This window comes from Uniformispora flossi, assembly GCF_049534875.1.
In the GTDB taxonomy this organism is placed as follows: domain Bacteria; phylum Actinomycetota; class Actinomycetes; order Streptomycetales; family Streptomycetaceae; genus Yinghuangia; species Yinghuangia aomiensis.
In genome coordinates, this window is the sequence record NZ_JBMULZ010000016.1 from 1 (window position 1) to 24,564 (window position 24,564).

22 protein-coding genes are annotated in these 24,564 nt (G+C 71.9%); 13 read left to right on the forward strand and 9 right to left on the reverse strand.

Annotation, left to right across the window (positions count from 1 at the left end):
- Positions 1-213 precede the first annotated feature (213 nt).
- Entirely contained in the window at positions 214-1,848 is a 1,635-nt protein-coding gene (locus ACPA54_RS28575) for an amidohydrolase (protein ID WP_423534260.1), read from the forward strand.
- Positions 1,845-2,978 carry a C45 family autoproteolytic acyltransferase/hydrolase gene (locus tag ACPA54_RS28580; RefSeq protein WP_423534261.1) on the forward strand — a complete coding sequence of 378 codons (1,134 nt, stop codon included), beginning with the start codon at positions 1,845-1,847 and terminating at the stop codon, positions 2,976-2,978. Before ACPA54_RS28575 ends, ACPA54_RS28580 begins: the two co-directional genes overlap by 4 nt.
- A 952-nt stretch (positions 2,979-3,930) precedes the next feature.
- Here ACPA54_RS28580 and ACPA54_RS28585 read toward each other — a convergent pair.
- From ACPA54_RS28585 to ACPA54_RS28600, 4 genes are all read right to left on the reverse strand, one after another.
- On the reverse strand, positions 3,931-5,049 hold the full coding sequence (locus ACPA54_RS28585) for a CAP domain-containing protein (protein WP_423534262.1): 1,119 nt from the start codon (positions 5,047-5,049) through the stop codon (positions 3,931-3,933).
- Positions 5,050-5,264: 215 nt separating this feature from the next.
- Entirely contained in the window at positions 5,265-5,780 is a 516-nt protein-coding gene (locus tag ACPA54_RS28590) for an NUDIX domain-containing protein (protein ID WP_423534263.1), read from the reverse strand.
- 30 nt (positions 5,781-5,810) lie between these two features.
- Complete coding sequence (locus ACPA54_RS28595) at positions 5,811-6,428, reverse strand: HEAT repeat domain-containing protein (RefSeq protein WP_423534264.1); 618 nt, start codon at positions 6,426-6,428, stop codon at positions 5,811-5,813.
- An 11-nt stretch (positions 6,429-6,439) separates the two neighbouring features.
- Positions 6,440-6,793, reverse strand: a complete 354-nt coding sequence (locus tag ACPA54_RS28600) for a hypothetical protein (protein WP_423534265.1) — start codon at positions 6,791-6,793, stop codon at positions 6,440-6,442.
- Positions 6,794-6,933: 140 nt separating this feature from the next.
- On the opposite strand from ACPA54_RS28600, the gene ACPA54_RS28605 reads away from it, so the two are divergent.
- From ACPA54_RS28605 to ACPA54_RS28615, 3 genes are read left to right on the forward strand one after another with little or no spacing between them, the layout of a single operon-like run.
- Complete coding sequence (locus tag ACPA54_RS28605) at positions 6,934-7,989, forward strand: ABC transporter substrate-binding protein (RefSeq protein ID WP_423534266.1); 1,056 nt, start codon at positions 6,934-6,936, stop codon at positions 7,987-7,989.
- A gap of 17 nt (positions 7,990-8,006) precedes the next feature.
- A complete protein-coding gene (locus tag ACPA54_RS28610; protein WP_479729412.1) occupies positions 8,007-9,119 on the forward strand; it encodes a FecCD family ABC transporter permease in 1,113 nt (370 codons plus the stop codon).
- Positions 9,116-9,907, forward strand: coding sequence for an ABC transporter ATP-binding protein (locus ACPA54_RS28615; RefSeq protein ID WP_423534267.1), 792 nt, complete (start codon positions 9,116-9,118; stop codon positions 9,905-9,907). Before ACPA54_RS28610 ends, ACPA54_RS28615 begins: the two co-directional genes overlap by 4 nt.
- Before the next feature lie 239 nt (positions 9,908-10,146).
- On the opposite strand, the gene ACPA54_RS28620 is transcribed toward ACPA54_RS28615, so the two are convergent.
- Positions 10,147-10,575 (reverse strand): PaaI family thioesterase, encoded by a 429-nt coding sequence (locus ACPA54_RS28620; protein ID WP_423534268.1) that lies wholly within the window; start codon positions 10,573-10,575, stop codon positions 10,147-10,149.
- 83 nt (positions 10,576-10,658) lie between these two features.
- Entirely contained in the window at positions 10,659-11,975 is a 1,317-nt protein-coding gene (locus ACPA54_RS28625; protein WP_423534269.1) for an acyl-CoA dehydrogenase family protein, read from the reverse strand.
- A gap of 111 nt (positions 11,976-12,086) precedes the next feature.
- Between ACPA54_RS28625 and ACPA54_RS28630 the strand changes: the two genes are divergently transcribed.
- The 3 genes from ACPA54_RS28630 (at position 12,087) to ACPA54_RS28640 (ending at position 14,668) form a co-directional block, all read left to right on the forward strand.
- Positions 12,087-12,977: an SDR family NAD(P)-dependent oxidoreductase gene (locus ACPA54_RS28630; RefSeq protein WP_423534270.1), complete on the forward strand. Its 891-nt coding sequence runs from the start codon at positions 12,087-12,089 to the stop codon at positions 12,975-12,977.
- 110 nt (positions 12,978-13,087) lie between these two features.
- Entirely contained in the window at positions 13,088-14,068 is a 981-nt protein-coding gene (locus ACPA54_RS28635) for an NADPH:quinone oxidoreductase family protein (protein WP_423534271.1), read from the forward strand.
- A 3-nt stretch (positions 14,069-14,071) separates the two neighbouring features.
- A complete protein-coding gene (locus ACPA54_RS28640) occupies positions 14,072-14,668 on the forward strand; it encodes a TetR family transcriptional regulator (RefSeq protein WP_423534272.1) in 597 nt (198 codons plus the stop codon).
- 3 nt (positions 14,669-14,671) lie between these two features.
- Here the strand turns inward: ACPA54_RS28640 and ACPA54_RS28645 are convergent, their stop codons facing one another.
- Positions 14,672-16,789, reverse strand: a complete 2,118-nt coding sequence (locus tag ACPA54_RS28645) for a hypothetical protein (RefSeq protein WP_423534273.1) — start codon at positions 16,787-16,789, stop codon at positions 14,672-14,674.
- Between the two features lie 250 nt (positions 16,790-17,039).
- Here ACPA54_RS28645 and ACPA54_RS28650 point away from each other — a divergent pair, with 250 nt between their 5' ends.
- Together ACPA54_RS28650 and ACPA54_RS28655 are read left to right on the forward strand one after the other, a co-directional pair.
- Positions 17,040-17,486 (forward strand): hypothetical protein, encoded by a 447-nt coding sequence (locus ACPA54_RS28650; RefSeq protein WP_423534274.1) that lies wholly within the window; start codon positions 17,040-17,042, stop codon positions 17,484-17,486.
- 95 nt (positions 17,487-17,581) lie between these two features.
- Positions 17,582-19,159 (forward strand): glycosyltransferase family 39 protein, encoded by a 1,578-nt coding sequence (locus ACPA54_RS28655; protein WP_423534275.1) that lies wholly within the window; start codon positions 17,582-17,584, stop codon positions 19,157-19,159.
- A 48-nt stretch (positions 19,160-19,207) separates the two neighbouring features.
- Here the strand turns inward: ACPA54_RS28655 and ACPA54_RS28660 are convergent, their stop codons facing one another.
- Together ACPA54_RS28660 and ACPA54_RS28665 are read right to left on the reverse strand one after the other, a co-directional pair.
- Positions 19,208-19,441 (reverse strand): hypothetical protein, encoded by a 234-nt coding sequence (locus ACPA54_RS28660; protein ID WP_345679455.1) that lies wholly within the window; start codon positions 19,439-19,441, stop codon positions 19,208-19,210.
- A gap of 171 nt (positions 19,442-19,612) precedes the next feature.
- Positions 19,613-21,829, reverse strand: coding sequence for an MMPL family transporter (locus tag ACPA54_RS28665; RefSeq protein WP_423534276.1), 2,217 nt, complete (start codon positions 21,827-21,829; stop codon positions 19,613-19,615).
- 436 nt (positions 21,830-22,265) lie between these two features.
- Here ACPA54_RS28665 and ectA point away from each other — a divergent pair, with 436 nt between their 5' ends.
- Genes ectA through ACPA54_RS28680 form a run of 3 tightly spaced genes read left to right on the forward strand, consistent with a single transcriptional unit; the run spans position 22,266 to position 24,559 of the window.
- Positions 22,266-22,781: a diaminobutyrate acetyltransferase gene (gene ectA, locus ACPA54_RS28670; RefSeq protein ID WP_423534277.1), complete on the forward strand. Its 516-nt coding sequence runs from the start codon at positions 22,266-22,268 to the stop codon at positions 22,779-22,781.
- Between the two features lie 58 nt (positions 22,782-22,839).
- Entirely contained in the window at positions 22,840-24,102 is a 1,263-nt protein-coding gene (gene ectB, locus ACPA54_RS28675) for a diaminobutyrate--2-oxoglutarate transaminase (protein WP_423534278.1), read from the forward strand.
- Between the two features lie 25 nt (positions 24,103-24,127).
- A complete protein-coding gene (locus tag ACPA54_RS28680; RefSeq protein ID WP_423534279.1) occupies positions 24,128-24,559 on the forward strand; it encodes an ectoine synthase in 432 nt (143 codons plus the stop codon).
- Positions 24,560-24,564 lie beyond the last annotated feature (5 nt).

Consider the following 24,564-nt stretch of genomic DNA (forward strand, 5'->3'; position numbering starts at 1 on the left):
CTTCTTCTATCCCCCCCGCCGGGGGGGTTGGCGCGCGGGGGGGGGTTTGTGGGGGGCGCCCCCCCCCCCCCCCCCCCCCCCCGGGGGGGGGGGGGGGGGGGGGGGGCGCCCCCCCCCCCCCCCCGCCGCCGTCTCCGCAGGCACCCCGCCGACCGGTACCGCGCCGACCTGTACCGCGCTGAACCTGTACCGCGCTGAACCGAAGGAACCCCCGTGTACGCCGACGCCATCGTGCTCGCCCACCACGTCGAACACCCTGCGGACACCGTCCCCGGCCCGGCCGCCGACGCCGTCGCGATCGCCGACGGGCGGATCGTCGCCGTCGGCACCCGCGACTCCGTCGCGGCGCTGCGCGGCCCGGACACCGCCGTCCACGAATTCCCCGGCGCCACCGTCCTGCCGGGCCTCGTCGACGTGCACGCGCACCCGGTGTGGGGGTCCATCTCGATCGGCAGCGGCGTCGACCTGTCCCGCGCCGCGACCCTCGGCCAGGTCCTCGACCGCCTGGCCGAGGCCGCCGCCGGACTGCCCGACGGGGCCTGGATCACCGGGTACGACCTGGACGTGAACGTCTTCGACGGCGACCCGACCGGGGACGCCTTCGGCGCGCGCTTCCCGGGCCGCCCCATCTCCCTCATGACCCGCGACGCGCACGCCCTCGTCGTCAGCCCCGCCGTCGTCGACCAGCTCGGCCTCACCGGCGCGGAGACCTTCACCGACGCGTCGTCGATCGAGGTCGGCGTGGACGGCCGACCCACCGGCTACGTCGTCGAACTCCAGGCCATGGACCTGGTGTTCCCGCACTACCCGGAGATACCCGTGCCGACCGCCGCCGGGTACGTCCGCGACCAGCTCGACATCCTCGCCGACAGCGGCCTCACCGGACTGCACGCCCTCGACTTCGGAGACCCGTCCGAAGACGTCTACCGGCACCTCGAAGAACACGGCGACCTGCCGCTGCGGATCCGCTGCTCTCCGCTGGTGCCCGCCGACTCCGGCCCCGACGTGTGGCAGGAAGTCGCCGACCTGCAAGGCCGCGGCGGCCGCCGCTGGCACGTCGAAGGCGCCAAGTTCATGCTCGACGGCACCGCCGACAACGGCACCGCCTGGTTCGACCACCCCGACATCCACGGCGAGAACCGCGAACCGCTGTGGCGCGACATCGACGCGTACCGTGCCGCCATGCGGTTCTTCACCGAACGCGGCATCCCGACCGCCACCCACGCCATCGGCGACCAAGCCGTCCGGCACGCGCTCGACGTCATCGCCGAGATCGGCCCCGTCGCCGCCGCCCCGCACCGCATCGAGCACATCGAGTCGATCCCCGACGACCTCCTGCCCCGCTTCGCCGAACTCGACGTCGTCGCCAGCCTCCAGCCCGTGCACGGCACCCGCCACACACGCGCCGACGGCACCGACAACTGGTCCCGCCGCATCGGCCCCGAACGCGTCGCGCACGGCTGGCGCACCCGCGACCTCCTCGACCACGGTGCCACCGTCGTCCTCGGCTCCGACTGGCCCATCGGCCCGGGCGACCCCCGCGTCGGCCTCGCCGACTGCCAGCTCCGGCGCCCCGTCGAAGAACCCGACACCAAGCCCGTCCAACCGGGACAAGCCCTCACCGCCCGTGAGGCCTACGCCGGCATGACCGCCGCCGCGGCCCACGCCGCCGGCGCCGCCGACACCCTCGGCCGCGTCGCCCCCGGCTACCTCGCCGACCTCACCGTGTTCGCCGCCAACCCCCTCGACCTGGCGCCCGACGCGCAGCCCGGCAACGCCGTCCTCGCCACCGTCGTCGGCGGCGAGATCCGGCTGACCGCACACTCCCGGAAGGACGCCCGCCCGTGACCACCCTCCCCGACGGTGCCGCCGCGGGTATCGCCGCCGACCATGCCGCGTTCCTCGCCGGCCGGCGCCCCGCCGAACGCACCCACGTCCGCGTCGACGCCGCCGACCCGCACGCCCGCGGCCGCGCCCGCGGCGCCCGACTCCGCGACGCGATCCCCGCCGCGTTCGCCGTCTACGAACGCTTCTTCACCCTCGGCGGCCTCACCCCCGACCGCATCCGCACCGACGCGGAACGCGCCCTCGACGCCGTCGGCGCGTTCCGCCCCGCCGCCCGCGCGGAAATCGAAGGCATCGCGGCCGGCGCGGGCCTCGACGTGTGGCAGATCGCCGCGCTCAACGCCCGCACCGAAATCCTCGCGGGCAGCACCACGATCGCCCCCGGCGAATGCACCACCATCGTGCGCACCGGCGGAGACGGGCCCTTCGGCGTCCAGACGTGGGACTGGCACGTCGAACTCGCCGCCCACTGGCACACCCTCGAATCGCACGGCGGCCCCCGCACCTTCGTCGGCCTCACCGAGGACGGCATCCTCGGCAAGATCGGCATCAACGACGCCGGACTCGCCCTCCACTTCAACATCCTCGGCCACGAACGCGACGGCATCGGCGGCATCCCCATGCACGTCCTCGCCGCGATCGTCCTCGGCGAAGCGGGCAGCGTCGCCGAAGCGGTCGACATCGTCCGGACGGCTCCGGTGGCTTCCTCCGGCTCCTTCGCCCTCTTCGACACGGCGGACGCGGCGCTGCTCGACCTCAGCCCGGTCGGCGTCTTCCCCGTCCCGGCGAACGGCTACCTGCTGCGCACCAACCACTTCCTCACCCCGGAACCGGCCGCCGGCGAGAAGACCTGGCTCTACCAGCCGGACTCCGGCGACCGCCGCGACTTCGTCGCCGCGCGCCTCGCGGCCGCCGAACCGCCCGCCTCTGCCGCCGACTTGCCGGTCCTGCTGCGGACCGGCCCCGGTGAACCCCCGGTGACCTGCCTCCCGGACCCGACCCAGCCGACCGGCCAGCGCTGGGCCAGTCTGGCCACGGTGACCCTGTCCCCGGCCACCCGCACCGCGGCAATCCTCGACGGGACGCCGGCGGAGGCGGACAGCCGTCCGTGGCGGGTGCTGCGGGCGGGGTGAGTGCGGGCGAGTGTGGGCTGAGCGGGTGGTGCGGGGCGCGGCTCGTTGTCCGGGAGGCCGACTGCCGCTCGGCGACGCCGGAACGCCGAACGGCCGGGCGGCCGATCGGGCGGTTGGGAGTCGGGCGGGTGGTCGGGTGGGCGAGCCCAGCAGCAGCAGCGGAAGCGCACGGCCTCCGGACGGCGCGCGTCAACGGTGACGGGGGACGGCTGCGGACGCGAGGGGCGGCTGACGGGACTGCGACCTGGTCCCGCACTGGTCCCGTACTGGTCCCGCACCGCCGCGGCCTTCGCGGTCGTCTTTCCGCGCCCCCAGGCCGTGTCCGGTGGATCCTCGGACCCCTCACGGCGCCGCGCCCCGGCACCGCATCCGGGCCGGGCGGCTCTCCCAAGGCGGCGTTCCAGGCTCTGGCACGTACGGCCGAGTACGAGCTGCGGGCCTGCGCCTTGGGATGCACGGCACCGGACACCGTGAGGGGTCCGAAGATCCACCGGACACGACCCAGCCCTGCGTCACGTCGGCTCGCGGACATCCGCGTCGTGCGCAGCCGTGCGCGGACTTCGGCCGCCGAGCCGTCGCCGTGTCTGCGCGGGCGGCTCGGCAGCGGCGCGAGAACGGTGACGGCCGTCGGGGCGGGTGACGGCCGTCGGGGCCGCGTCGGCGACCTCCGGGCCGGGCCGGGCGGTGCCCCCTTCGTCTCCGCGATCGTGCGCCTCGACGAAGGCCGGACCGTGCAGAGCACGTCGCCTACACCTTCGCCCCGCGCTCCTGAGCCACCGCCACCCGCAGAAACGACTCCCCACATAGCGCCCAGGCGGCCGGGTGGTTCGTCGTCCGCATGGGCGCCGGACGACGAACCCCGCCGGTTCTCGGACGTGTCGAAGGCGCGGGCCGCCGGGCCCGTGAAGTCGGGCGACCGCCATTGCGGTCACGCGGACCTCATCCCTCCGGCTCAGCTTGTCGACCCGAAGTTCTGCGTCCACCACGGCCCGCCGCTGCCCGTGGTGACGCCGACGCCGATCTCCGTGTAGCGGCACTGGAGGATGTTGGCACGGTGGCCCGGGCTGTCCATCCAGGCCTTGACGACGTCCTCGGGAGTCTGCTGGCCGCGGGCGATGTTCTCGGCCCAGGACATCGCCGCATAGCCCGCCGCGTCGATACGGTCCCCGGGGTCGGAGCCGTCCGGCGCGGTGTGGTCGAAGTAGCCGCGCTTGGCCATGTCGTCCGAGTGGCCTTGCGCCGCGGCGGTGAGCTTCGTGTTGACGGTCAGCGGGCCGCACCCGTTCTTCGAGCGCTCGACGTTGACCAACTCGACGACACGCTGCGCGTAAGCCGAGGCGGTCGACGTGGTGCCCGGAGCCTTCGCCGCGGTGGTTTTCGGGGTGGCGGCGGGGCTGAGCTTGGGAGTCGCGGCCGGCTTCGTGGCGGGGGGAGCGGCCGCCGGGAGAGTGGCGGGAGCCGCGGGTGGCTTCTCCGGGGTGGAGGGCGCCGCGGTCGCCGCGTCGGCGGGCTGCGTCGACGGCTGCCCGGCCGGCTGCCCCGGGGTCTGCGAACCGCCCGGCGCGGGCGCGGTGTTCGGTGCCGCGGTGTCCGGCTTGGTGGTGAGCCGGGTGTCCGGGGCGCTCGGGGTGTTCGGGGCGCTCGGGGTATTCGGGCGGGACTGCGGGACGCGGGACCCGCCGCCGACCGGTATCGCCCGGGACTGCGTGTCCGCCGCGTCCGCACCCGGGAACGGGAGTCCGGCCGCCGCGTTCGCCTGCGCCGTGTCACCCGTGGTCCGTCCGTCCGGACCGCCGACCCCGAGACCCGCAACCAGCCCCAGCCCGGCAACCAGCCCGACACCGACCGCCAGCGGCCCCGCCTTCCCTTGGTACGGCGGCGGTTCCTTGCGGTGCCGGTGCGGCGGCCCGTCGACACCACTCGAACCGGCGACGCCGATCCGTTGCCCGCGCTCGGCCCGATGCCGCCCGCGCGAGCTGCGCGCCGTGGGGCGGCGGTGGCGACCGGGAGGGGCCGCCTCGTCCGACCGCCCGCTGTCGTCCGGCGCGGTCGGCCATCGATACGTGTCCATGCGTCCTTCCGACGGAAACGGCACGTGTCACCTCGCCGCGCCCGCACCTGCGGGCCGGCGAACGTCGGCAACACGGCCCGGCATTCGTCCCGACGCGACCGGGGGGAACGGGCCGCGACCGAGCTGGTGCCTCCGACGCTACGACCCGCCGACCCCGTTCCCCCGCTCCCCAAGGAACCCCTAACCACGTCTTCGGACGCTGTTAAGCCAAGCCGTCAATCCGCCGCCCCACGAGCGGACACCCCGTACCCCGTCACCCCTGCCTCCCGCGCCCGATACGCACGGCACAGCCGGTCGTACCCGGCCGGGCCCTGCAAGGCCGCCGCTTCGCCGAGTGTCGCCCAACGCCACGACAAGGACTCCGCGTCCAGCCGAATCGGCGTGTCCGCGGGCACCGTCCCCCCGTCGAACACGAACTGGAGGACGGGCGCGGCCATCGCCCCGTCCTCGCGCGGATCGGCCGGCCGCCAGTCGACATCGAGCAACGCCCCGACGGGCAGCCGCAGTCCGGTCTCCTCGAACAGCTCCCGCACCGCACACGCGGCCGGATCCTCCCCGTGATCCGTACAGCCGCCCGGCAGCAAGTACCCCGCCCGGTAGCTCGCTTCGAGCAGCAGCACCCGTCCCGCGGGATCCGTCACCAACACCGCCGCCCCGACGTAATGCCGAGGCAAGGTCGCCAACCAGTCCTCACGAGGGAGAAACCCGTCGGGTGTGCCGGTCGAAGTCATCGCGTCTCCTACGTCGTGCGAACGCCGCGGTCAGTCGGGCCACGGCGACGGATCCCACGCGGCGTGCGGCGCAAGCATGTCGTGCACGCAGAGCCGCAATCCGCTGGTGGGGTCGACGGGCCGAAACCACGGCACCCACTGGAATAGACACCCGTGCCGGGCGGTGTCCGGATCGGTGAGGAAGGCCCGGAGCTCGTCGGGTGCGGGCTCGTCGACCAGGCACAGCCAGGCAATCCCCGCGGCGATGCGGACATGCCGCTGCCGCTCGGGATCCGACCACCACTCCCGCGCCCACGCGACCGTCCGCTCGTCGCGCCGCTCCCGGCCCAGTTGGGCGAGTGCCAGGACCAGGCTTGCCTGCGCGGCCGGGTCGTCCTCCATCCCGAGACGGCGGTGCAGCGCCGACTCGATCGCGGATGTCTCACCGATCGCGAGCGCCAGGACGAACACAGCCGCGGCGCGGACTTCCGGGTCGGCGTCGGCGAGAAGCGGAAGCAGCAGGTGCCGGTCGTCGGTGATGACGGTGCGGGCGGCCTGGAGCGTCCAGTCCACGGGGCAGCCGACGGCGCCGATCATCATGCGGTCTTCGGCGACGCGCAGGAGTCCGTCGCGGGTCGAGTCGCCAAGGTGCTGACACCGGGCACTCACCGCGACCAGCGTCAGCACGTCCGCGCGCAGACCCGGCACCCCCGACGCCGCCGCCCGGAGCAGAAACGGCAGCGCCAGAGCCGCTGCTTCGGTCGTGCTGCCCTGATGATGCAGCGCGTCCACAGCCCCGACAGCGCACGCGCGGCGGCGTCGGGGTGGTCGGAGACCAGAGTGGCCAGCAGGCCGGGGACTTCGTCGCCGGGGCCGTAGAAGTGCGGGAACCGCGCCCACGGGAGCGCGTCGTAGCGCAACTCGTCGATGGCCTTCCGCGGAACGGCCTTCATGGCGGCACGAACGTCGCCGGGACCGTCCACCCACCGCTCCGGCCAATCCGCCCACGGGTCGTCCTCCACGACCTCGGACATCCCCGTCCTCCTCCCCGATACGACCGTAACGAGCGGCAGCCAACCAAAGGGGCCGGATGCCGGGAACTCCGCCGCCCCGGCATCCGACTACCAGGGGGCACGAGCGCGGACCAGCGCGCCGGCGACGACGAGGAGTGCGGATGTTCCGGAAGCGGATGCTCACCGCGGCAATACTCGCGGTGGCTTGCCTGGGGGTGTCGGCGTGCGGCAGCGACAGCGGAGGTACGAAGCCCGCCGCGGCGAACACCGATACGGGACCGGTGGGGCGTACCGCGTATCCGCTCACGATCGAGAACTGCGGCAAGACGTACACCTACGCCAAGGCTCCGTCGCGGGTCGTGGTGATGAGCGGCGGTTCCGTCGCCGAAGTGTCGTCGATGCTGGCGCTCGGGCTCGGTGACCGGATCGTCGCGAACGCGCAGGCGTACGGCGTGTCCGACGAGCCCGGGCGGGCCGAGGCGATCGCCGCGCTGCCGACCGGCGGGGTGAAGAAGAACGAGATGATGGACATTCCGCGCGAAGCCATGCTCGCCCAGCGCCCGGACTTCGTCATGTCGACGTACGGCGGCGGCTTCGCGGCCGACAGCGGCTTCGCGACGCGCGACGACCTCGCCGCGGTCGGCGCCAACACGTACGTTCCCCGCGCGACCTGCGGCGGTCCGGGCTCGATCGACGGCACCCAGACCATCGAGGACAGCTACGCCCTGCTGCGCGACCTCGGCCGCATCTTCGACGTCGGCGACCGCGCCGAACAGCTCATCGCCGCCTCGCGGAAGCAGATCGGCGACGTGACCGCCAAGGTGGCCGGGCAGCAGTCCAAGCCGAAGGTCATGCTCATCATCCCCGGCATGAACATGGGCTCCGCCGAGTTCAGTTCGATCGGTGCCAACGGCATCTGGAACGACATCATCGGCAAGGCGGGCGGCGTCAACGCCTTCGACGGCACGACGAAGGAACTCTTCGCGAACCTCAGCAAGGAGCAGGTCGCCGCCGCGCAGGTCGACGCGGTGATCATCGTCGACTACCTGAACCCGGACCCGGCCGCCGACGCCGCCAAACTCTTCGCCCGGTTCCCGCAGTGGGAGGCCGCCAGGAACAACACGTTCGTGGTGCTGTCCGACTCGGTCTACCTCGGTCCGAACAACGCCACCGGGGTGGATCGGCTCGCCCGGCTGCTGCATCCGCAGGCCTTCTGAACTCCGGGAAACAACAGATGACTTCGGATACCCAAGTGGCGCCGCGCCGCGGCTTGCGTACGGTGTCGCGGAAGGCGGACGTGCGCCCGCCCCGTCCCGCGCCGCTGCACGGTGTGCCGCTGCTGCCGTGTGTGCTCGTCCTGGCCGCCGTGCTCATCGCCGTCATGCTGGCGGCGGTCGGGGTCGGATCGGTCCGCATTCCGCTCGGCGACAGTTGGCGGATCGTCACCGGCCACCTCACCGGGTCGACCGGCGGACTCGACCCCGTCCAGGACCAGATCGTGTGGCGTTTCCGCGTCCCCCGCGTCCTGCTCGCCGCGCTCGCGGGCGCCGGACTGGCCGTCGCGGGCGTCGTGCTGCAGGCGCTGGTCGGCAACCCGCTCGCCGACCCGTACGTGCTGGGCATCTCGTCGGGCGCCTCCACCGGCGCGGTCCTGGTGATGACCGGCGCGGGAGCCGCCGCGGGCGGCATCGGCGTGTCGGCGGCCGCCTTCGCGGGGGCCGCCGCGGCCACCGTGCTGGTCTTCGTCCTCGGACAGCGCCGCGGGCGGCTCTCGCCGCTGCGCCTGGTGCTGTCCGGAGTCGCCGTCGGCTACCTGTTCACCGCCGCCACCGGCTACTTCCAGCTCAAAGCGTCCCCGAACGAACTGCGGCAGGTCATGTTCTGGATGCTCGGCTCCGTCGCCGGCGCCCGCTGGGAACAACTGCGGGTCGTCTCGGTGGTCGTGGCCGCCGTCACCGGCATCCTCATGCTGTTCGGCCGCCGCCTCAACGCGCTCGTCACCGGCGAGGAACAAGCCACCGCCCTCGGTCTGGACGTCAACCGGCTCCGCATCGGGCTGCTCGCCGCATCCGCCCTGCTGACCGGCGTCGTCATCGCCGTCACCGGCGGCGTCGGGTTCGTCGGACTGCTCGTCCCGCACATCGTCCGGCTCGCCTTCGGCGCCGACCACCGGCGCGTCCTGCCGCTGTCCGCGCTCCTCGGCGCCATCTACCTCGTCGGCGTCGACCTCATGTCGCGCACCGTCGACACGCCCAACGAAATCCCCCTCGGCGTGTTCACCGCCGCCGTCGGCGCACCCGTGCTGCTCTGGCTGCTCCGCCGCGACCGACCGGGACAGGACGCATGAACCTCACCCTGACCGCCGTCCGCGCCGACCTCGGCGGCATTCCTGTCCTCGACACCGTCGGCCTCGAGGTCGCCGACGGCGACGTCGTCGGCCTGGTCGGGCCCAACGGCAGCGGCAAATCCACCCTGCTGCGCACGGTCTATCGAGCCCTGCGGCCGAGTTCGGGGACCGTGCTGCTCGGCGGCGACGACGTGTGGACCCTGCCGGTCCGCACCGCGGCGCGCCGCACAGCCGCCGTCCTCCAGGACACCGCACCGCCGGAAGGCCTGACCGTCACCGAAACCGTCGCGCTCGGACGGACACCGCACCACGGCCTCTTCGACCGCGACACCGCCCACGACCGCACCGTCGTCGAGGCGGCCCTGCGCCGCACCGGCGCCGACGTCCACGCCGACCGGCTGGTCACCTCCCTCTCCGGCGGCGAACGCCAACGGGTCATGCTCGCCCGCGCCCTCGCTCAGGAACCCCGCCTGCTGCTCCTCGACGAACCGACCAACCATCTCGACATCCGGGCCCGCTTCGAACTCCTCGCCCTGATCCGTGAACTCGGCCTGACCACCCTGGCGGTCCTGCACGACCTCGACCTGGCCGCCCGCACGTGCGACCGGCTCGTGGTCCTGGACCACGGCCGCGTCGCCGCGGCCGGACCGGTGCCGGACGCACTCACCCCGGAGATCCTGCGCGAGGTCTTCGGCGTGTGCGCCACGGTCGCCGTGCACGCGGACGGCGTCACGCGGATCACTTATGCGGCCGAACCACTTGCGGAACGTGTACGCGCGGAGGGGTAGGCGGGCTGGGCGGGATAGGCGGGATAGGCGGGGGAGACGGTCAGGACGCGATGCCGGGGCCGGCGACGGTGCCTTCAGGACTCCGATCGCGAATCACGCGCGCGGCCGCCACCCGCTCCGCCCCTTCCTCCCGCCGGTTCGGCCCTCAGGCCCCGGCGCCCCGGCGACGCCTTCCGTGGCGGCAGGGGAGCCTGGCACAGCGAGCGGCCCTGACCAAGCCGATGGGCGGCCCTTCGCTCTCAGGCCTCCCCCTGCCTCGTCCCCGTGGCCACGATCGTGCCCTGGGCCACCGCGACAAGGTGTTCCGTCCCGTCGCGGACCACGAAGACCGAGCACTGGCACACCGCTTGGCGGCGGGTCGTGGCGACGGCGCGGGCCCGGGCGATCACCGTCTCGCCCACCGCAGGCTTCACGTAGTTGATCTTGTATTCGGCGGTCAACGCATCCCCGCCGAGCGCCAACCCGCCCGCGAACGTCAGCGCATTGTCGGCGAGATAGCTCAGCACCCCGCCGTGCACGAAGCCGTGCTGCTGGTGCAGTTCCGGGCGATTGGCCACCCGGATCTCGGCGGAATCCGGGCCCACGGCGGTCAGCTCCGCACCCAGGAAACGGGTGAACGGCTGGGCGTCGAAGATGCCGTGGGCGAAGGTGGCGAGATCGGTGGTCATGCCGCCCATCATCGCCGATCACCACCGCCGATCACCTCCGCCGTTCGGCCGGCCGCCGACCCCACCCCCGCTGGGCCGGCCGCCTATCCCGCCGCCGCTCGGCCGGCCGCCAACCCGGCCGCCGCCCGCAACTCCGCCCACTTCGCCTCCGCCGCCGGGCGGCGGCTGGGCACGTGCTCCGTCGGCCACCCCTCGACCGGCGTGTGCCGGGCCAGCAGCGTGCGGGCCAGCACCGACTTGTGGAGTTCGTCCGGACCGTCGCCGATCGACCCGAAACGCGTCGTGCGGTACCACGACTCGATCGGCAGATCCGCCGAGTAACCCAGCGCCCCGCACACCTGGATCGCCCGGTCGAGGACGGCCAGCACCACCTTCGACACGTGGGCCTTCACCATGCCCAACTCGGCACGCACCTCCCGCGCACCCAGCCGGTCCATCCGCCACGCGGTCTGGAACGTCAGCAGCCGCGCCGCCTGAATGTCCGTGTGGGACACGGCGATGTAGTCCTGCACCATCTGGTGCTGCCCCAGCGTCCGCCCGTGCGACGTCCGCGACACCGCCCGCTCGCACATGATGTCGAGCGCCCGCTGCGCCTGGCCGAGCCAGCGCATCGCGTGGTGGATCCGACCGCCGCCGAGCCGCTGCTGGGCGAGGACGAAACCGTCCCCGGGTCCACCGATCAGGTGATCTCCCGAGACCCGGCAGTCGCGGAACACGATCTCCGCGTGGTTCCCGGGACGGCCGAACGACCGCTCCGGATGCCCCATCGTCGGAATGTCCCGCACGATCTCCATACCGGGCGTCCCGGCCGGGACGACGAACACCGACGCATGCCGGTGCGGACGCCCCTCCGGGTCGGTCTCCGCGAACACCAGCACGAAGTCGGCGACGCTGGCGTTGGTGATGAACCACTTGTGGCCGTTGATCACCCAGTCGTCGCCGTCGCGCACCGCCGTCGTGCCGATCACCGTCGGGTCGGCGCCCGCGTGGAACGGCTCGGTGAGGGCGAACGCGCTGGAGATCTCGCCGCGCAGGTTGGGCCACAACCAGCGTTCCTTCTGCGCCTCGGTCGCGCCGTGGGCCAGCAGTTCCATGTTGCCGCTGTCCGGCGCCTGGACGCCGAAGATCGTCATGGACATCATGCAGCGCCCGATGACCTCGGACATGAGCGCCAGCTTGAGCTGCCCGAAGCCCCGGCCGCCGAGCTTCGGGTCGAGGAACGCGCCCCACAAGCCCTGCGCCTTGACCTGGTCCTGGAGGTGCTTCTTGACGGTCTTCCACTCGTCGGGCGGGAGTTCGTCGAAGACGGGTTCGAGCGGGATCAGATGGTCGTCGACGAAGCCGCGCATCCAGGCGAGCTGTGCGGCGAACTCGGGGTCGGTCTCGAAATCCCATGCCATGGACGGGGATTACAGCGTAATCACGATGTGATGTCGAGAGGTTCCGGGCTCGCGGCCGCCTTGATAGAACGGCGCTGCCCGTGGTCCGGTGGCCGGTCGAGGAGGTTCGCGGTGAGCGAAGCAGCAGGGGATCCAGGTCGCATCGCGGGGCAGACGCCCCGTCTGGACGGACGTACCGCGCTGGTGACCGGCGGCGGCACCGGGATCGGCAAAGCGATTGCGTTCGCCTTGGCCGAGGCCGGGGCAGTGGTGACGATCTGCGGGCCGGACGCCGACATGCTCGCGGACGCGTGCGCCGAGTCGGTCGCCGCGGGCTGGGGCGAACTGCGGGCGGCGACCGCGGATGTGACGGACGAGGAGCAGATCACCGCGGCCGTCGACGTGGCCTCGCGTGACGGCGCGTTGGACATTGCCGTGGCCAATGCGGGTGTGGCCAGGCCGGGTTCGCTGCTGCACCTGACTGCCGACGACTGGATGGGGCCGATCGGGGTCAACGTGCTGGGGACCGCGCTCACCATCAAGAGCGCGGCGCGGGCGATGCGGGCCAAGGGCGGGTCGATCGTCACGATCTCGTCGATCGCGGCCGTGCGGCCGGTCGCGTTCATGGTGGCCTACTCGGTGTCGAAGGCCGCGCTCGACGAGCTGACGCGGTGCGCGGCCGCGGAACTCGGGCGGTTCGGGATCCGGGTCAACGGCGTGCGGCCGGGCTGGATGCGCACCGAGGCGGGTGCCGCGGCCGCGGCCAGTGACGCGAATCAGGCCCTGATCCGGGCGTCGACGCCGCTGGCCGGGTCCGGGGCCGCGGACGATCCGCTCGGCGACCCGGCCTACGTCGCGCGGGCGGTCGTGTATCTGGCATCGGACCAGGCGGCGTGGACCACGGGGCAGTTGCTGGGCGTGTGCGGCGGATCGTCGCTGCCGCCGCCGGCGGGCGACTTCGGGTATGTGGCGCGGATGCTGTACCCGGGAGAGATGGCGCGGGATTTCGCCGGGCCGGAGTAGCGGCGACCGGTGGTCTCGAACCGGGTGGACAGCCGGTGGACAGCCAGGCGGACGGGCTGTCGCGGAGGCCGTGGCGATTGTGGTGGCCGTGGGTGGAAGGAGAGGGTCGCATGCGTGCGTGGCGGGTGAGTGGGCCGGGTGAACCCGGCGACGTGCTGGGCTTGGCCGAGGTCGAGCTGCCGGAGCCCGGGCCCGGGCAGATTCGGATGCGGGTGGCGGCGGCCGGCATCGGGCTGCCGGACGTGCTGATGTGCCGAGGGTCGTACCCGCTGACGCCCGCGGTGCCGTTCACCCCCGGGCAGGAAGCCGTCGGCGTGGTGACGGCGGTGGGGGAGGGCGTGGATATCGCGGTCGGCGCCGAGGTCATGGCCGTGACGGCGTTTCCGACCGGGCACGGGGCGTTTGCGGAGGAGTGTCTGGCGTACGCCGGTTCGACCTTCGCACGGCCGCCCGGTCTCGACGACGCGGCCGCCGCCGGATTCTGGATCCCGCATCTCACCGGGTGGCTGGGATTGGTGACCCGCGGGCAGGTCGCACCGGGGGAATGGCTGGTCGTCCTGGGGGCGGCCGGAGGCACGGGAATGGCCGCGGTGCAGCTCGGGCGGGCACTCGGGGCGCGCGTGATCGCGGTGGCCGGCGGCTCCGAGCGGACGCGGTTCTGCCGGGAGCTGGGCGCGGACGCGGTCGTCGACCATCGCGAGGGGCCGTTGGCTCCTGCGCTGCGGGAACTCACCGGCGGACGGGGCGTCGACGCGATCTACGACCCGGTGGGCGGCACCGCTGCCGAGGACGCCGCCGGGGCGCTGGCGCGGGGTGGCCGGTTGCTGGCCGTCGGCTTTGCGAGCGGGGCGTGGGCGGAGGTCCCCACGGCGCGGTTGGTGATGGCCAATACGTCGGTGGTGGGGGTGTATGCGGGGGGCATTCCGCGTCACGAGTTGGACTTTGTCCACGAGCAGTTGTGCGGCCTTGTGACGGAGGGAAAGCTGGGCGGGGCGGTCGGGTCGGTTCGTCGTTTCGAGGAACTTCCCGATGCGCTGGAACAGTTGGGGGACCGTCGGGTCGTGGGGAAGCATGTGCTTCGGGGGGTGTGACGGGTGAGCAGAACCGACGCGTTCGCGTTGGATGCGGAGCGGATCGTCGATGCGGCGATGGCGATCCTGCTCGAGGACGGGCTTGGCGCGGTCAGCATGCGGAGTGTCTCCGCCAGGCTCGGCGTATCGCCGGTGCCGCTCTACAGCAGGGTCGGCAACAAGGAAGCGCTGCTGGAGGCCGTCGCCGACCGGCTGCTCGCGGATGTGTCGCCCGTGTGCGGCGACGAGGAGACATGGGACGTCTACGCCCGCCGCTGGGCCGAGCAACTGCGGCTGCGCCTGCGGTGCGTGCGGGACAGCCGACTGATCGCGGCGCCGGGCCGCCGGGCATACGTCGAGGCGTCCCGGCCGCTCATCGCGGCGATGCGGCGCGACGGCTTGGCCGCCGACGAGGCGGTGCGCGCCTGTCGGCTGATCACGTGGGCGACGGTGGGGTTCGTGGCCTTGGAAGCGGGCGCCGAACCGCCGCCCGTCGGACGGCACCGGGGCGCCGGACCGGGAGGCGATGCGGAAGGTGTGACAGCGCAGGACGCGGATGCACTGTTCGCGTCGCAGGTGCGGTACGTGGTGGAGGGGGTCGTGCGGGACCGAGCCCTGTGACGGTCAGGCGCGTTCGAGGGATTTGGTGCGGGTCTGTCCCGGGCTCCGGGTGACGGCCCCGCTGTTCGGTGTTGCCGGGGTGGGCGACGTCGAGATTCCCGGGTGCATCGGCGAGGGTAGGGGAGTGGCCATGCCCCGCCCGGCGGTAACGGCTATGGCCGATGCCAGGTGCCGGGGTGGGAGCGGTCCGGCGAATCCGCCCTGGACGGCTTCCACATGGGCGATCTGACCGGCGAACGCTTCGGCGCCGCCGTGGGGCCCCGCCCACTGCATGAAGTGGCCGCCGGGGAACTCCATGAGGCGGACGTCCGCGCCGGCGCGGGCCGCGACGCGCGCGTACGGGAAGGTCTGGTCCTGCGCGTACGTGCGCGTGTCCTGCATCCCGAAGCTCAACAGTATGACGGGCGATGGTGCCCCGGAGTGCCGCACAATGCCGTGGTCCCGCATGTGCCCGTAGGCACAGGCCGCGGACAGTTCCGGGCCGAACGAGTTGGCGCCGGCGTTGCAGAACCCGATCCCCTGCGAGAGTCCCTGGGCGTCGAAGCGCAGGAACACCGAGCGCAGTGCGGCACCCCGGAACAAGTCCGAACGCAGCCGGACGGCTTCGGCGGCCGGGCCCGCCTGGGACGAGCCGCCCATGAGGAACATGCGTCCGGGCTCCGCCGCGCCGCGTTCGGTCAGGGCTTCGGCAGCGCCGATCAGGAGACCGGGCAGCTCGGCGACGCCGTTGCCGCCCTGGCGCGGGTGGTCGTGGTACACGACGGCGGTCGCGCCGCCCGCGGCGTGGACGGCATCGTCCACCATGTGCTGGTCGGGCGACCGGCCGCTCTGGATGTATCCGTAGAACGGATAGGCGTCGCGCATGACGACGGTGGGGGGCCGGCCGCTGCCACGGGCCTTCGCGGGGGCGGTCAAGCGCACGACTCCGGTTTGGCCGGGCTTGCTGCCGAAGCGGAACGGGATGTCACGGGTGACGGTCGGGGTGGGCCCCGGGCCGCGTGTGCGCAGGTCCTGGGACAAGCGCGGCTCGTGAGGGCCGGATGCGGCGTTCGGGTAAGCGGTGAGCCGCTGGCCCCCGATGTCGTTCCAGACGATGACGAGTTGCCGGGTATTCGTGCGGCTGTCCGTCACTTCGGAGGCGGCGGCGATGGAGGCGAACGGGGTGCCGGGGGAGGTGAACTCCCGGACCTGGGTGAGGCGCGGGCCGCGAGAGGTTTCGTTGACCTGGTGCAGAACGAGGGAGTCCCGGCCGTGGTGCGTCTTGGTCAGCGTGACGCGGCCGTCATCGTGGACGGCGAAGGCACGGAGGTGGATGCCGCGTGCCTTGTCGCCGGTGGCGAGGGTTTGGCGGCTGCCCGGGTTGCCGAGCTTGTGCAGCGGGGCCCGGACCAGGGCGCCGTAAGGGCGGCGGCCATGGTCGGTGGTGAGGAAGTAGGCGTAGCCCTGGTGGATTTTGAGGGACTTGGATCCGGCGCTGGTGGTGTCGACGAACGCGACCCGCGTCGGGCGGCGTGGGTCGGTGGTGAGGTCGTAGACCGAGGCGCGGTGCTGCTGTCCGGTGCCGGAGGTTTCCGACACCACCAGCCAGCGGTTCTCGCCGTCCTTCTGCACCGACATTTCCGGGATGAACGTCTCCGAGCCCCAGCGGGGCGGCGCCAGTTCGACCGGGACGTCGGGTGCGGGGGTGTCGGCGAGGGGATTCTCGCGCAGCATGACCCGGACGGCACTGAGCTGCGGCTTGTCCGTGTGGACGACGTGGTAGAGGCGGCCCGGGCGGTCGCCTTCGGGCACGTCGTATGCGGTACCGCTGTCCCGGCCGAGGCCGAAGGGGCCGCCGCCCACCGCGCGGCGGGTCTCCGGATCGACGACGACCCAGGGGCCGAACTCGGACCCGTCGGCTATGCCGGCCAGGACTTTCGAACCGACCATTGTCCAGTGGGCGATGTTGCCGCCGTGAACGAAGTGGGCCGGGTCCACGACGGTTTCGACCGTGTCGAGGCCCGCTTCGGGGCGGACGCGGACGATTCGGGTCTTCGGCCACTCCGGCAGGCGAAGACCGAGGTACCACCAGCCGTCGGCGGCGACGGGAACCCCCGTCACGACCGCCGACCTGGCTGCCATGGCGCGAGTCCACCGCTGGAGGGCCGCGGGGGGTAGCGGAGTGTCGGGCATCGCCGGTTCCTTCGCGCCGCGTGGTGACTGTTGTCGACGGGTGCAGTGTGATGGGCGCGGTCGCGCGGTGACGAACCGGAGTGCGGTTGCCGCGAAAGTCCTGCGCACCGGGGATGGGACAAGACGGGGCGGGCACAGCCGAGAGGAGGAAATCGGACTGCGGAGTGCCCCTGCCGAATGCCGTGCGAGGCTGTGCGGCATGGCACCTTCCCTGGTCCGCGGACTCGCGCTGCCCGACCGGCTGATCGCCCTCATCGACTCCGGACGTTGGCGGCACCCGGGAGATGACGTGCTCGCGGACGTCATCCCGTGGTTCGCGTCCCCGCTCGACTTCCTGTCGACCCCGGAGGCTATGGAGTGGGAATCCGGATCGATGGACGTGCTCGCCGACCGCACCTTCTTCCACGAGGCACGCGGCAGCACAGCACCCGTTCCGCTCGAACTGCCGTGGCTCGACGTCGAACAAGCCGTGCTGATCGCCGTCAACCGCATCCCCGGCGACGACGTTGCGCTGGCGCTCGACTACCGCTCCGATCCCACGGACCCGCGTGTTGTCGGCAGCGACTTCTGGACGGATCCGCCCGCGTGCCAATGGCGTTTGGTAGCACCCGCGTTCTCGTCATTCGCGGCGAGCTTGGGCCTGTAGGCCCTCGGGTGCTACCGGCGGAGGACGTCGTCGCCGTATCCTTCCGCTGCTTGCCGCGTGCAGTGTCCCGGGGATGGGGGAGAGGGGAACGCTCGGTGGTGCAGGACAGACAGGTCGGGCGGGTTCGGCAGAGCAAACCGGCGGAGCGGGCCCAGCAGGCCAAAGACCCCGATGCGCCCGCGCCCCGGGAACCGCTGCCCCCGTTGGCCGTCCTCCCCCTCGCCACCACAACCCTCACCCTCACCGCACTCCTCACCGCCCTCGCCCCCCGTTACGGCTTCCACCGCGACGAGCTGTACTTCCTCGCCGCCGGCCACCACCCCGCGTGGGGCTACGACGACCAGCCGCCCCTCACCCCGCTGCTCGCCCGTTTCTCCACCGCGGTCTTCGGCGAGACGCCCGCCGGGCTCCGCGTCGTCGCCACCCTCGCCGCGGTCGTCATCGTCGTCCTCGCGGCCCTGATCGCCCGCGAACTCGGCGCCGGGGCAAAGGCGCAGACCCTCGCCGCCGTCTGCACCGCGTCCTCCGGCCTCGTCCTCGCCGTCGGCCACATGGTCTCGACCGCGACCTTCGACCTGCTCATGTGGCTGCTCGTCACCTGGATCGCGCTGCGGCTCCTCCGCACCCGCGACCCCCGCTGCTGGCCCGCCCTCGGCCTCGCGGTCGGGGTCGCCGGACAGAACAAAGACCTCATCGTCCTGCTCGTCGCCGCACTCCTCGCCGGCATCCTCACCGTCGGCCCGCGCGACGTCCTCCGCGGATGGCGGCCGTGGCTCGGCGCTCTCATCGCCCTGGCGATCGTGCTGCCCGACGTCGTGTGGCAAGCCCGCCACGGCTGGCCCCAGCTCACCGTCGCCCGCGGCATCAGCGAAGCCGACGGCACGCTCAACCGGACGATGTTCGTCCCTCAGCAGATCCTCTTCCTCTCCCCCCTCCTCGTCCCCGTCTGGGTGCTCGGCTTCCGCCGCCTCCTCCGCGACCCCGCCGTCCGCTGGGCCCGCGCCGTCGCCGTCGCGTACGCGGTCACCTGCGCCGCGATGCTCGCCATCGGCGGCAAGGCCTATTACGCCCTGGCCCTGCTCATCGTCGTCATGGCCGCCGGCTGCGAACCCCTGCTCGCCTGGATGGGCGGCCACTGGCGAACCCGCCGCGCCCGCCTCGTCCTCACCGTCGGCGTGCTCCTGGCCTCCGTCAACGCCGTGCTGGTGCTGCCCCTCCTACCGCCACGCCACCTCGGCATCCCGAACGCGGTCGACCAGGAGCAGGGCGAACAAGTCGGCTGGCCCGCCTTGGTCCGCACCGTCGCCGACGGCTGGGCGCAGATCCCTACCGACCAGCGCGCCAACGCCGTCCTCTACGCGGTGAACTACGGCGAAGCCGGCGCCCTCGCGCACTACGGTCCCGACCGCGGCCTCCCGTACCCCTACTCCGGCCACGTCGCCTTCTACGGCTGGGCCCGCCCCCCGGACTCCGCCACCGGCCCGGTCCTGCTCGTCGCCAAGGAGTCCAAAGTCGACCGGCAGCGCCCCTACTTCACCGGCTGCCGCCAGGTAGGCCGTGTCGACAACGGCCACGGCGTCGACAACGAGGAACAACACGCCGTCGTCCTCTTGTGCGCGGGCACTGCGGAACCGTGGTCCCAACTGTGGCCCCACCTGCGCAAGTACTACTGATCTCGACCGGCGCCGGACAACTCCCGGGGGCGCAATACGCCCCCGCATTCACCTCCGCGGCGGCGGCGTCCCCGCCACCAGATCCACGTACTCCCGCATCCCCGTCACCACGACCTCCACGGGCACGCACCCCTGACCTTCGTCCAGCGCCCCCGCCGCCGCGTTCAGGAGTTTCACGACCGTCCCCTGCAGATGCCCCAACTGCCACGCGACGCCCGGCTGTTCCAGTGTCGGGACCGCCGCGACGGCGGCCGCCAAGCCACGGATCTCGTTGCCCTGCATCAGCGGATCTCCCTCCGAAGGCGAAGCGGCCGACCACCGCTGCACCGACCACCCCCCGAAGCTCAACGACCGGGACCCCGCCGGGGATACGGACTCGCAAGGTGAACGCATGTTTGCCAACAGGCCCGTTCGCGCCCGCACGGCCGCCGCGTTCACCATCCGTGCGAGCCGCTACCCTTTCCTCCCCGCCTCCTCTTTTCCCGCATCCGCCGCCCACAGCGCGTCCTGCCTTTCCTCCAGCCGCTTCCCCTCGATGTCCGGGTCGGGGACATAGCGGGCGAACCACTGCGGGTGGTACCAGAGCTTGGCCTTCGCCATCGCCATCACCGCGGGCACCAGCGTCAGCCGCACCACGAAGGCGTCGAGGAACACCCCGACCGCGAAGCTGAAGCCGATGGCCTTGATCGTGGGGTCGTCGGTGAACATGAATGCCACGAAGATGAAGAACATGATGAGCGCGGCCGCCGTCACCACGCGGGCGGACTGCGCCGTGCCGCGTTCCACCGCGCCGCGGGCGTCCCCGGTCTTCGTGAAGTCCTCTTTGATCCGGGAGACGACGAAGACCTCGTAGTCGCTCGACAGGCCGAAGATGATCGCCAGCATGATGATCGGCAGGAAGCTGATCGTCTCCGTCGGCGTGATGCCGAAGATGTGCCGGCCCCAGCCCCACTGGAACATCGCCACCTCGGCGCCGAATGCCGCGGCCACCGAAAGCAGGAAGCCGAGGATCGACTTGATCGGCACCAGGATCGTCCGGAACGCCAGCGTCAGCAGCACGAACGCCAGCCCGACCACCACCACGAGGAACACCGGCAGGGCGTCGGCGAGCTTCTGCGACACGTCGATGTTGGACGCGGTCGTGCCGCCGACCAGGATCGGTGCGCCGACCGACGCCTCGATCGTCGCCCGGTTGTTGCGGATCTCGTGCACGAGGTCCGCGGTCGCGGTGTCGTTCGGCCCGCTCTGCGGGATCACCCGGACGACGCCGACCTGCCCGTTGTTCGCCAGCGGCGCCGCCACGGCGACGTCGGGCTGCTGCGCGAGCACCCCGGCGAGCTGCACCAGAGACGACTGCTGGACCGCGCCGTCGGCGACCACCAGCAGCGGCCCGTTGTAGCCGGCGCCGAAGTGCTCCGCGGTCAGGTCGTACGCCCGGCGCTGTGTCTTCGACGTCGGCTGCGACGCCCCGCTCGGGAGGCCGAGCTGCATGTCCAGCGCGGGCACCGCAAGAAGAAGGAGGAACGCCACGCCCGCCACCGTGACCACGATCCGGTTGTGCACGACGAACCGGGCCCACCGGGCCCCGAACGTGCGGGCCGGTTCCAGCGCCGACGTCTTGGCGACGTCCTCGTGGTGGTGAGGGCGCAGCCGCGTGCTGATGAACGAGGTGACCTTGGTGCCGGCGAACCCGAAGAGCGCCGGAATCAGGGTGAGCGCGATGAGCAGCGCGATGGCGACCGCCCCTGCCGCGCACAGTCCCATGACGGTGAGGAAGGGGATGCCGACGACGGACAGCCCGCACAGCGCGATGATCACGGTGAGGGCGGCGAACACGACGGAGCTGCCCGCGGTGCCGGCGGCGAGTGCGGCGGAGTGTTCGACGTCCATGCCGCGCAGCACTTGGTTGCGGTGCCGGAAGAGGATGAAGAGGCCGTAGTCGATGCCGCAGGACAGACCGAGCATGATCGCGACGGTCGTGGAGGCCGACGCGATGTTGACCACCGAGGCCAGTGCGGTCACGCCCATGAGGGCGATGGCGACGCCGATGATGGCGGTGAGGATCGGCATGCCGGCGGCGACGAGAGCGCCGAGGGCGATCACGAGGATGACGAAGGCGACGCACAGGCCGATGATCTCCGGCACCTCGGAGACCACGATGCGCCAGCCGGGGAAGACGCTGCCGGAGTATTCGACCTGGACGCCCGCGGCCTTGGCCGGTGCGTTGGCGTCTTGGAGGGCGTCGAGGGACGCGTCCTTCACGTCCGCGGGCTGCCCGTTGTACTGCACATAGGCGAGGGCGACGCGCTGGTCGGGGGAGATGCCCTGGTCGGTGAAGGGGTCGGAGACGGAGACGACCTGCGGCACTGTCTTCATCCGCCCGACGGCGGATTCGATGCCGTTGCGGTACGCGGCGTCGCCGACCTTCGCGCCCTCGGGTACCGCGAACACCACCTGCGTCTGCCCGCCCGCGAGCGCGGGGAGCTTCTTCTGGAGCAGATCGGTGGTCTGCTGCGACTCGGTGCCCGGGATGGTGAAGGTGTCGTTGGTCTTCCCGCCGCTCGCAATCGCGGTCACGATGGTGCCGACGGCGATGAGCAGCCAGATGCCGAGCACGAGGCGGCGGCGCCGGAACGCCCAGCGTCCGAGCCGAAAGAGATACGTGGACAAGCGTTCGCCTCCGCGATCGACCGCACGATGTCATAATCTGTCCGGATTATCCGGTTTTGGCGGTGATCTCTCCGGAGGGCGCGCCGTCAGGTGGCGATCCTCACAATTCTGTGACGCGTGGTAGCGCTGAGGTGGGTGTGGGGCGATTTCCGGCCTCCCCGCACTTGCGTTCGAGCGGTGCCGTCGTTCGGGGGAAAGCCGAGAATCTCCGCCGCTACGTCAACGCGGCGAAAAGATCTGCGGAATCGTGCCGCGGATAAGAGAGAAAAGCCGGAAAACCGGGCGTTCGACACGCCGGTATTCAGTCGTGATGTTTGCCGTCCGGGTGGCTGGGCTACGCGCGGGCGGGGGCACGCGGAACGTAGCCGATCACGGGCCGACACGGAACCCCAGGGCGAATCGGCCCGGACGCGGGACCTCGGTAAGTTGCCTAGGCATGGCTCAGAACCCCTTTGCCGAAGACCTGGTGCTCGAAGCTCCCGGCATCGACGACGGTGCGGATCTGTGGCGGCTGACGCGCGATGCCGGTTCGCTCGATCTGAACTCGGCGTACCACTACTTGCTGTGGTGCCGGGATTTCGCGGCGACGTCGGTGGTCGCCCGACACGACGGAAGGATTTGCGGATTCGTCACCGGATACGTCCGGCCCGATGTGCCCGACACCCTCATGGTGTGGCAGGTCGCGGTTGCTCCGGACGCCCGCAAGCGCGGCCTCGCGGCCCGCATGATCGACGAACTCCTGGAGCGTCGAGGCCGGTTCGGCCAGAAGTACGTGGAAGCCACGGTCACCCCCGGGAACACCGCCTCGATGGCGCTGTTCCGCGGCTTCGGCCGCGACCGCGGCGCACCCGTGCGCGAGTGCGACCTGTTCGCGGCCGCGCAGTTCCCCGGAGGCGGGCACGAACCCGAAGTCCTGTTCCGCATAGGACCGGTCGACCCGATCGGCGGCTAGCCCTCGGCCGCCGGCACCAAGCCCCCTCACCATCACAACGTCAGGAATGCTTTTGAGCGTGACGGACCTGCCCCCCGTCTTCACGACCCTCGAATCCGAAGTGCGCGGCTACTGCCGCACTTGGCCGACGGTCTTCGACCAGGCCCGCGGATCCCGCGTCTACGACGCGGACGGCCGCAGCTGGGTCGACTTCTTCGCCGGCGCCGGCGCGCTGAACTACGGGCACAACAACCCGCGGATGAAGCGCCCCCTTCTCGAGTACCTGGAACGCGACGGACTCACCCACGCGCTGGACATGGCCACGCACGCCAAACAGGCGTTCCTGGAGACGTTCGACGAGGTGGTCCTCAAACCCCGCGCGCTCGACTACAAAGTCCAGTTCCCCGGCCCCACCGGCACGAACGCCGTCGAGGCGGCCCTCAAACTGGCCCGTAAGGTCACCGGACGCGAAGCGGTCGTGGGCTTCACGAACGCGTTCCACGGTATGACGCTCGGCGCGCTCGCCGTCACCGGCAACTCGATGAAGCGCGCCGGCGCGGGCATCCCGCTCGTGCACGCCACGCCGATGCCGTACGACAACTACCTCGGCGGCCGCACCCCCGACTTCCTGTGGTTCGAGAGCCTCCTCGAGGACAGCGGCAGCGGGCTCAACAAGCCGGCCGCGGTCATCGTCGAGACCGTGCAGGGCGAAGGCGGCATCAACGTCGCGCGCGCCGAATGGCTGCGCGGGCTGGCCGAGTTGTGCAAGCGGCACGACATCCTGCTGATCGTCGACGATGTGCAGATGGGCTGCGGCCGCACCGGCCCGTTCTTCAGCTTCGAAGCCGCCGGGATCACCCCCGACATCGTGTGCCTGTCGAAGTCCATCAGCGGCTACGGCCTGCCGATGGCGGTCACCTTGTTCCGCCGCGAGCTGGACGTCTGGTCGCCCGGCGAGCACAACGGCACGTTCCGCGGCTACAACCCGGCCTTCGTCACGGCGACCGCCGCGCTGGACTACTGGCGCGACGACGCTCTGGAGAAGGAGGTGTTCGCGTCCGGCGAGCAGATCGGGCGCGTCCTCGGCGACCTCGTCGACGAGTTCGCCGGGCTCGGCGCCGAGCAGCGCGGCATCGGCCTCGTCCGCGGCCTCACCTTCGAGGACCCGGACACCGCCGACCGCATCAGCGCCGAGGCGTTCCGCCGCGGTCTGCTCGTCGAGACGTCCGGCCCCCGCGGCGAAGTGGTCAAACTGATGCCCCCGTTGACCATCGCCCAGGACGAACTCGACGAAGGCCTCGACCTGTTCACCTCCGCCGTCCGCGCCGCCGCGCGCGGCTGACCCGCCGGACCGGGAAGGAACCCGCATGATCGTTTTGTCCATCGACGACCTGGACGGCACCGACCGGGACGTCAAAGCCGCCACGTGGCGCAGCCGCCGCATGATCCTGGCCCGTGAACGCGTCGGCTTCTCGCTGCACGAGACCGTGATGTACGCCGGCACCGAGACGTCGATGTGGTACGCCAACCACATCGAGGCCGTGTACTGCGTGCAGGGCCACGGCGAGCTGACCGACGAGGAGACCGGGCAGCGCTACCGCATCGGGCCGGGCGACCTGTACGTCCTGAACGGACACGAGCGCCACACCATGCGCCCGGCCTCCGACATGCGCTTCGTGTGCGTGTTCAACCCGCCGGTCACCGGCCGGGAAGTGCACGACGAGGACGGCGTCTACCCGCTCGTCAAGGAGATCGACGAGATCGGGGAAACCGCCGGAATCGAGGGGGTCGAGGCGTGATCGCA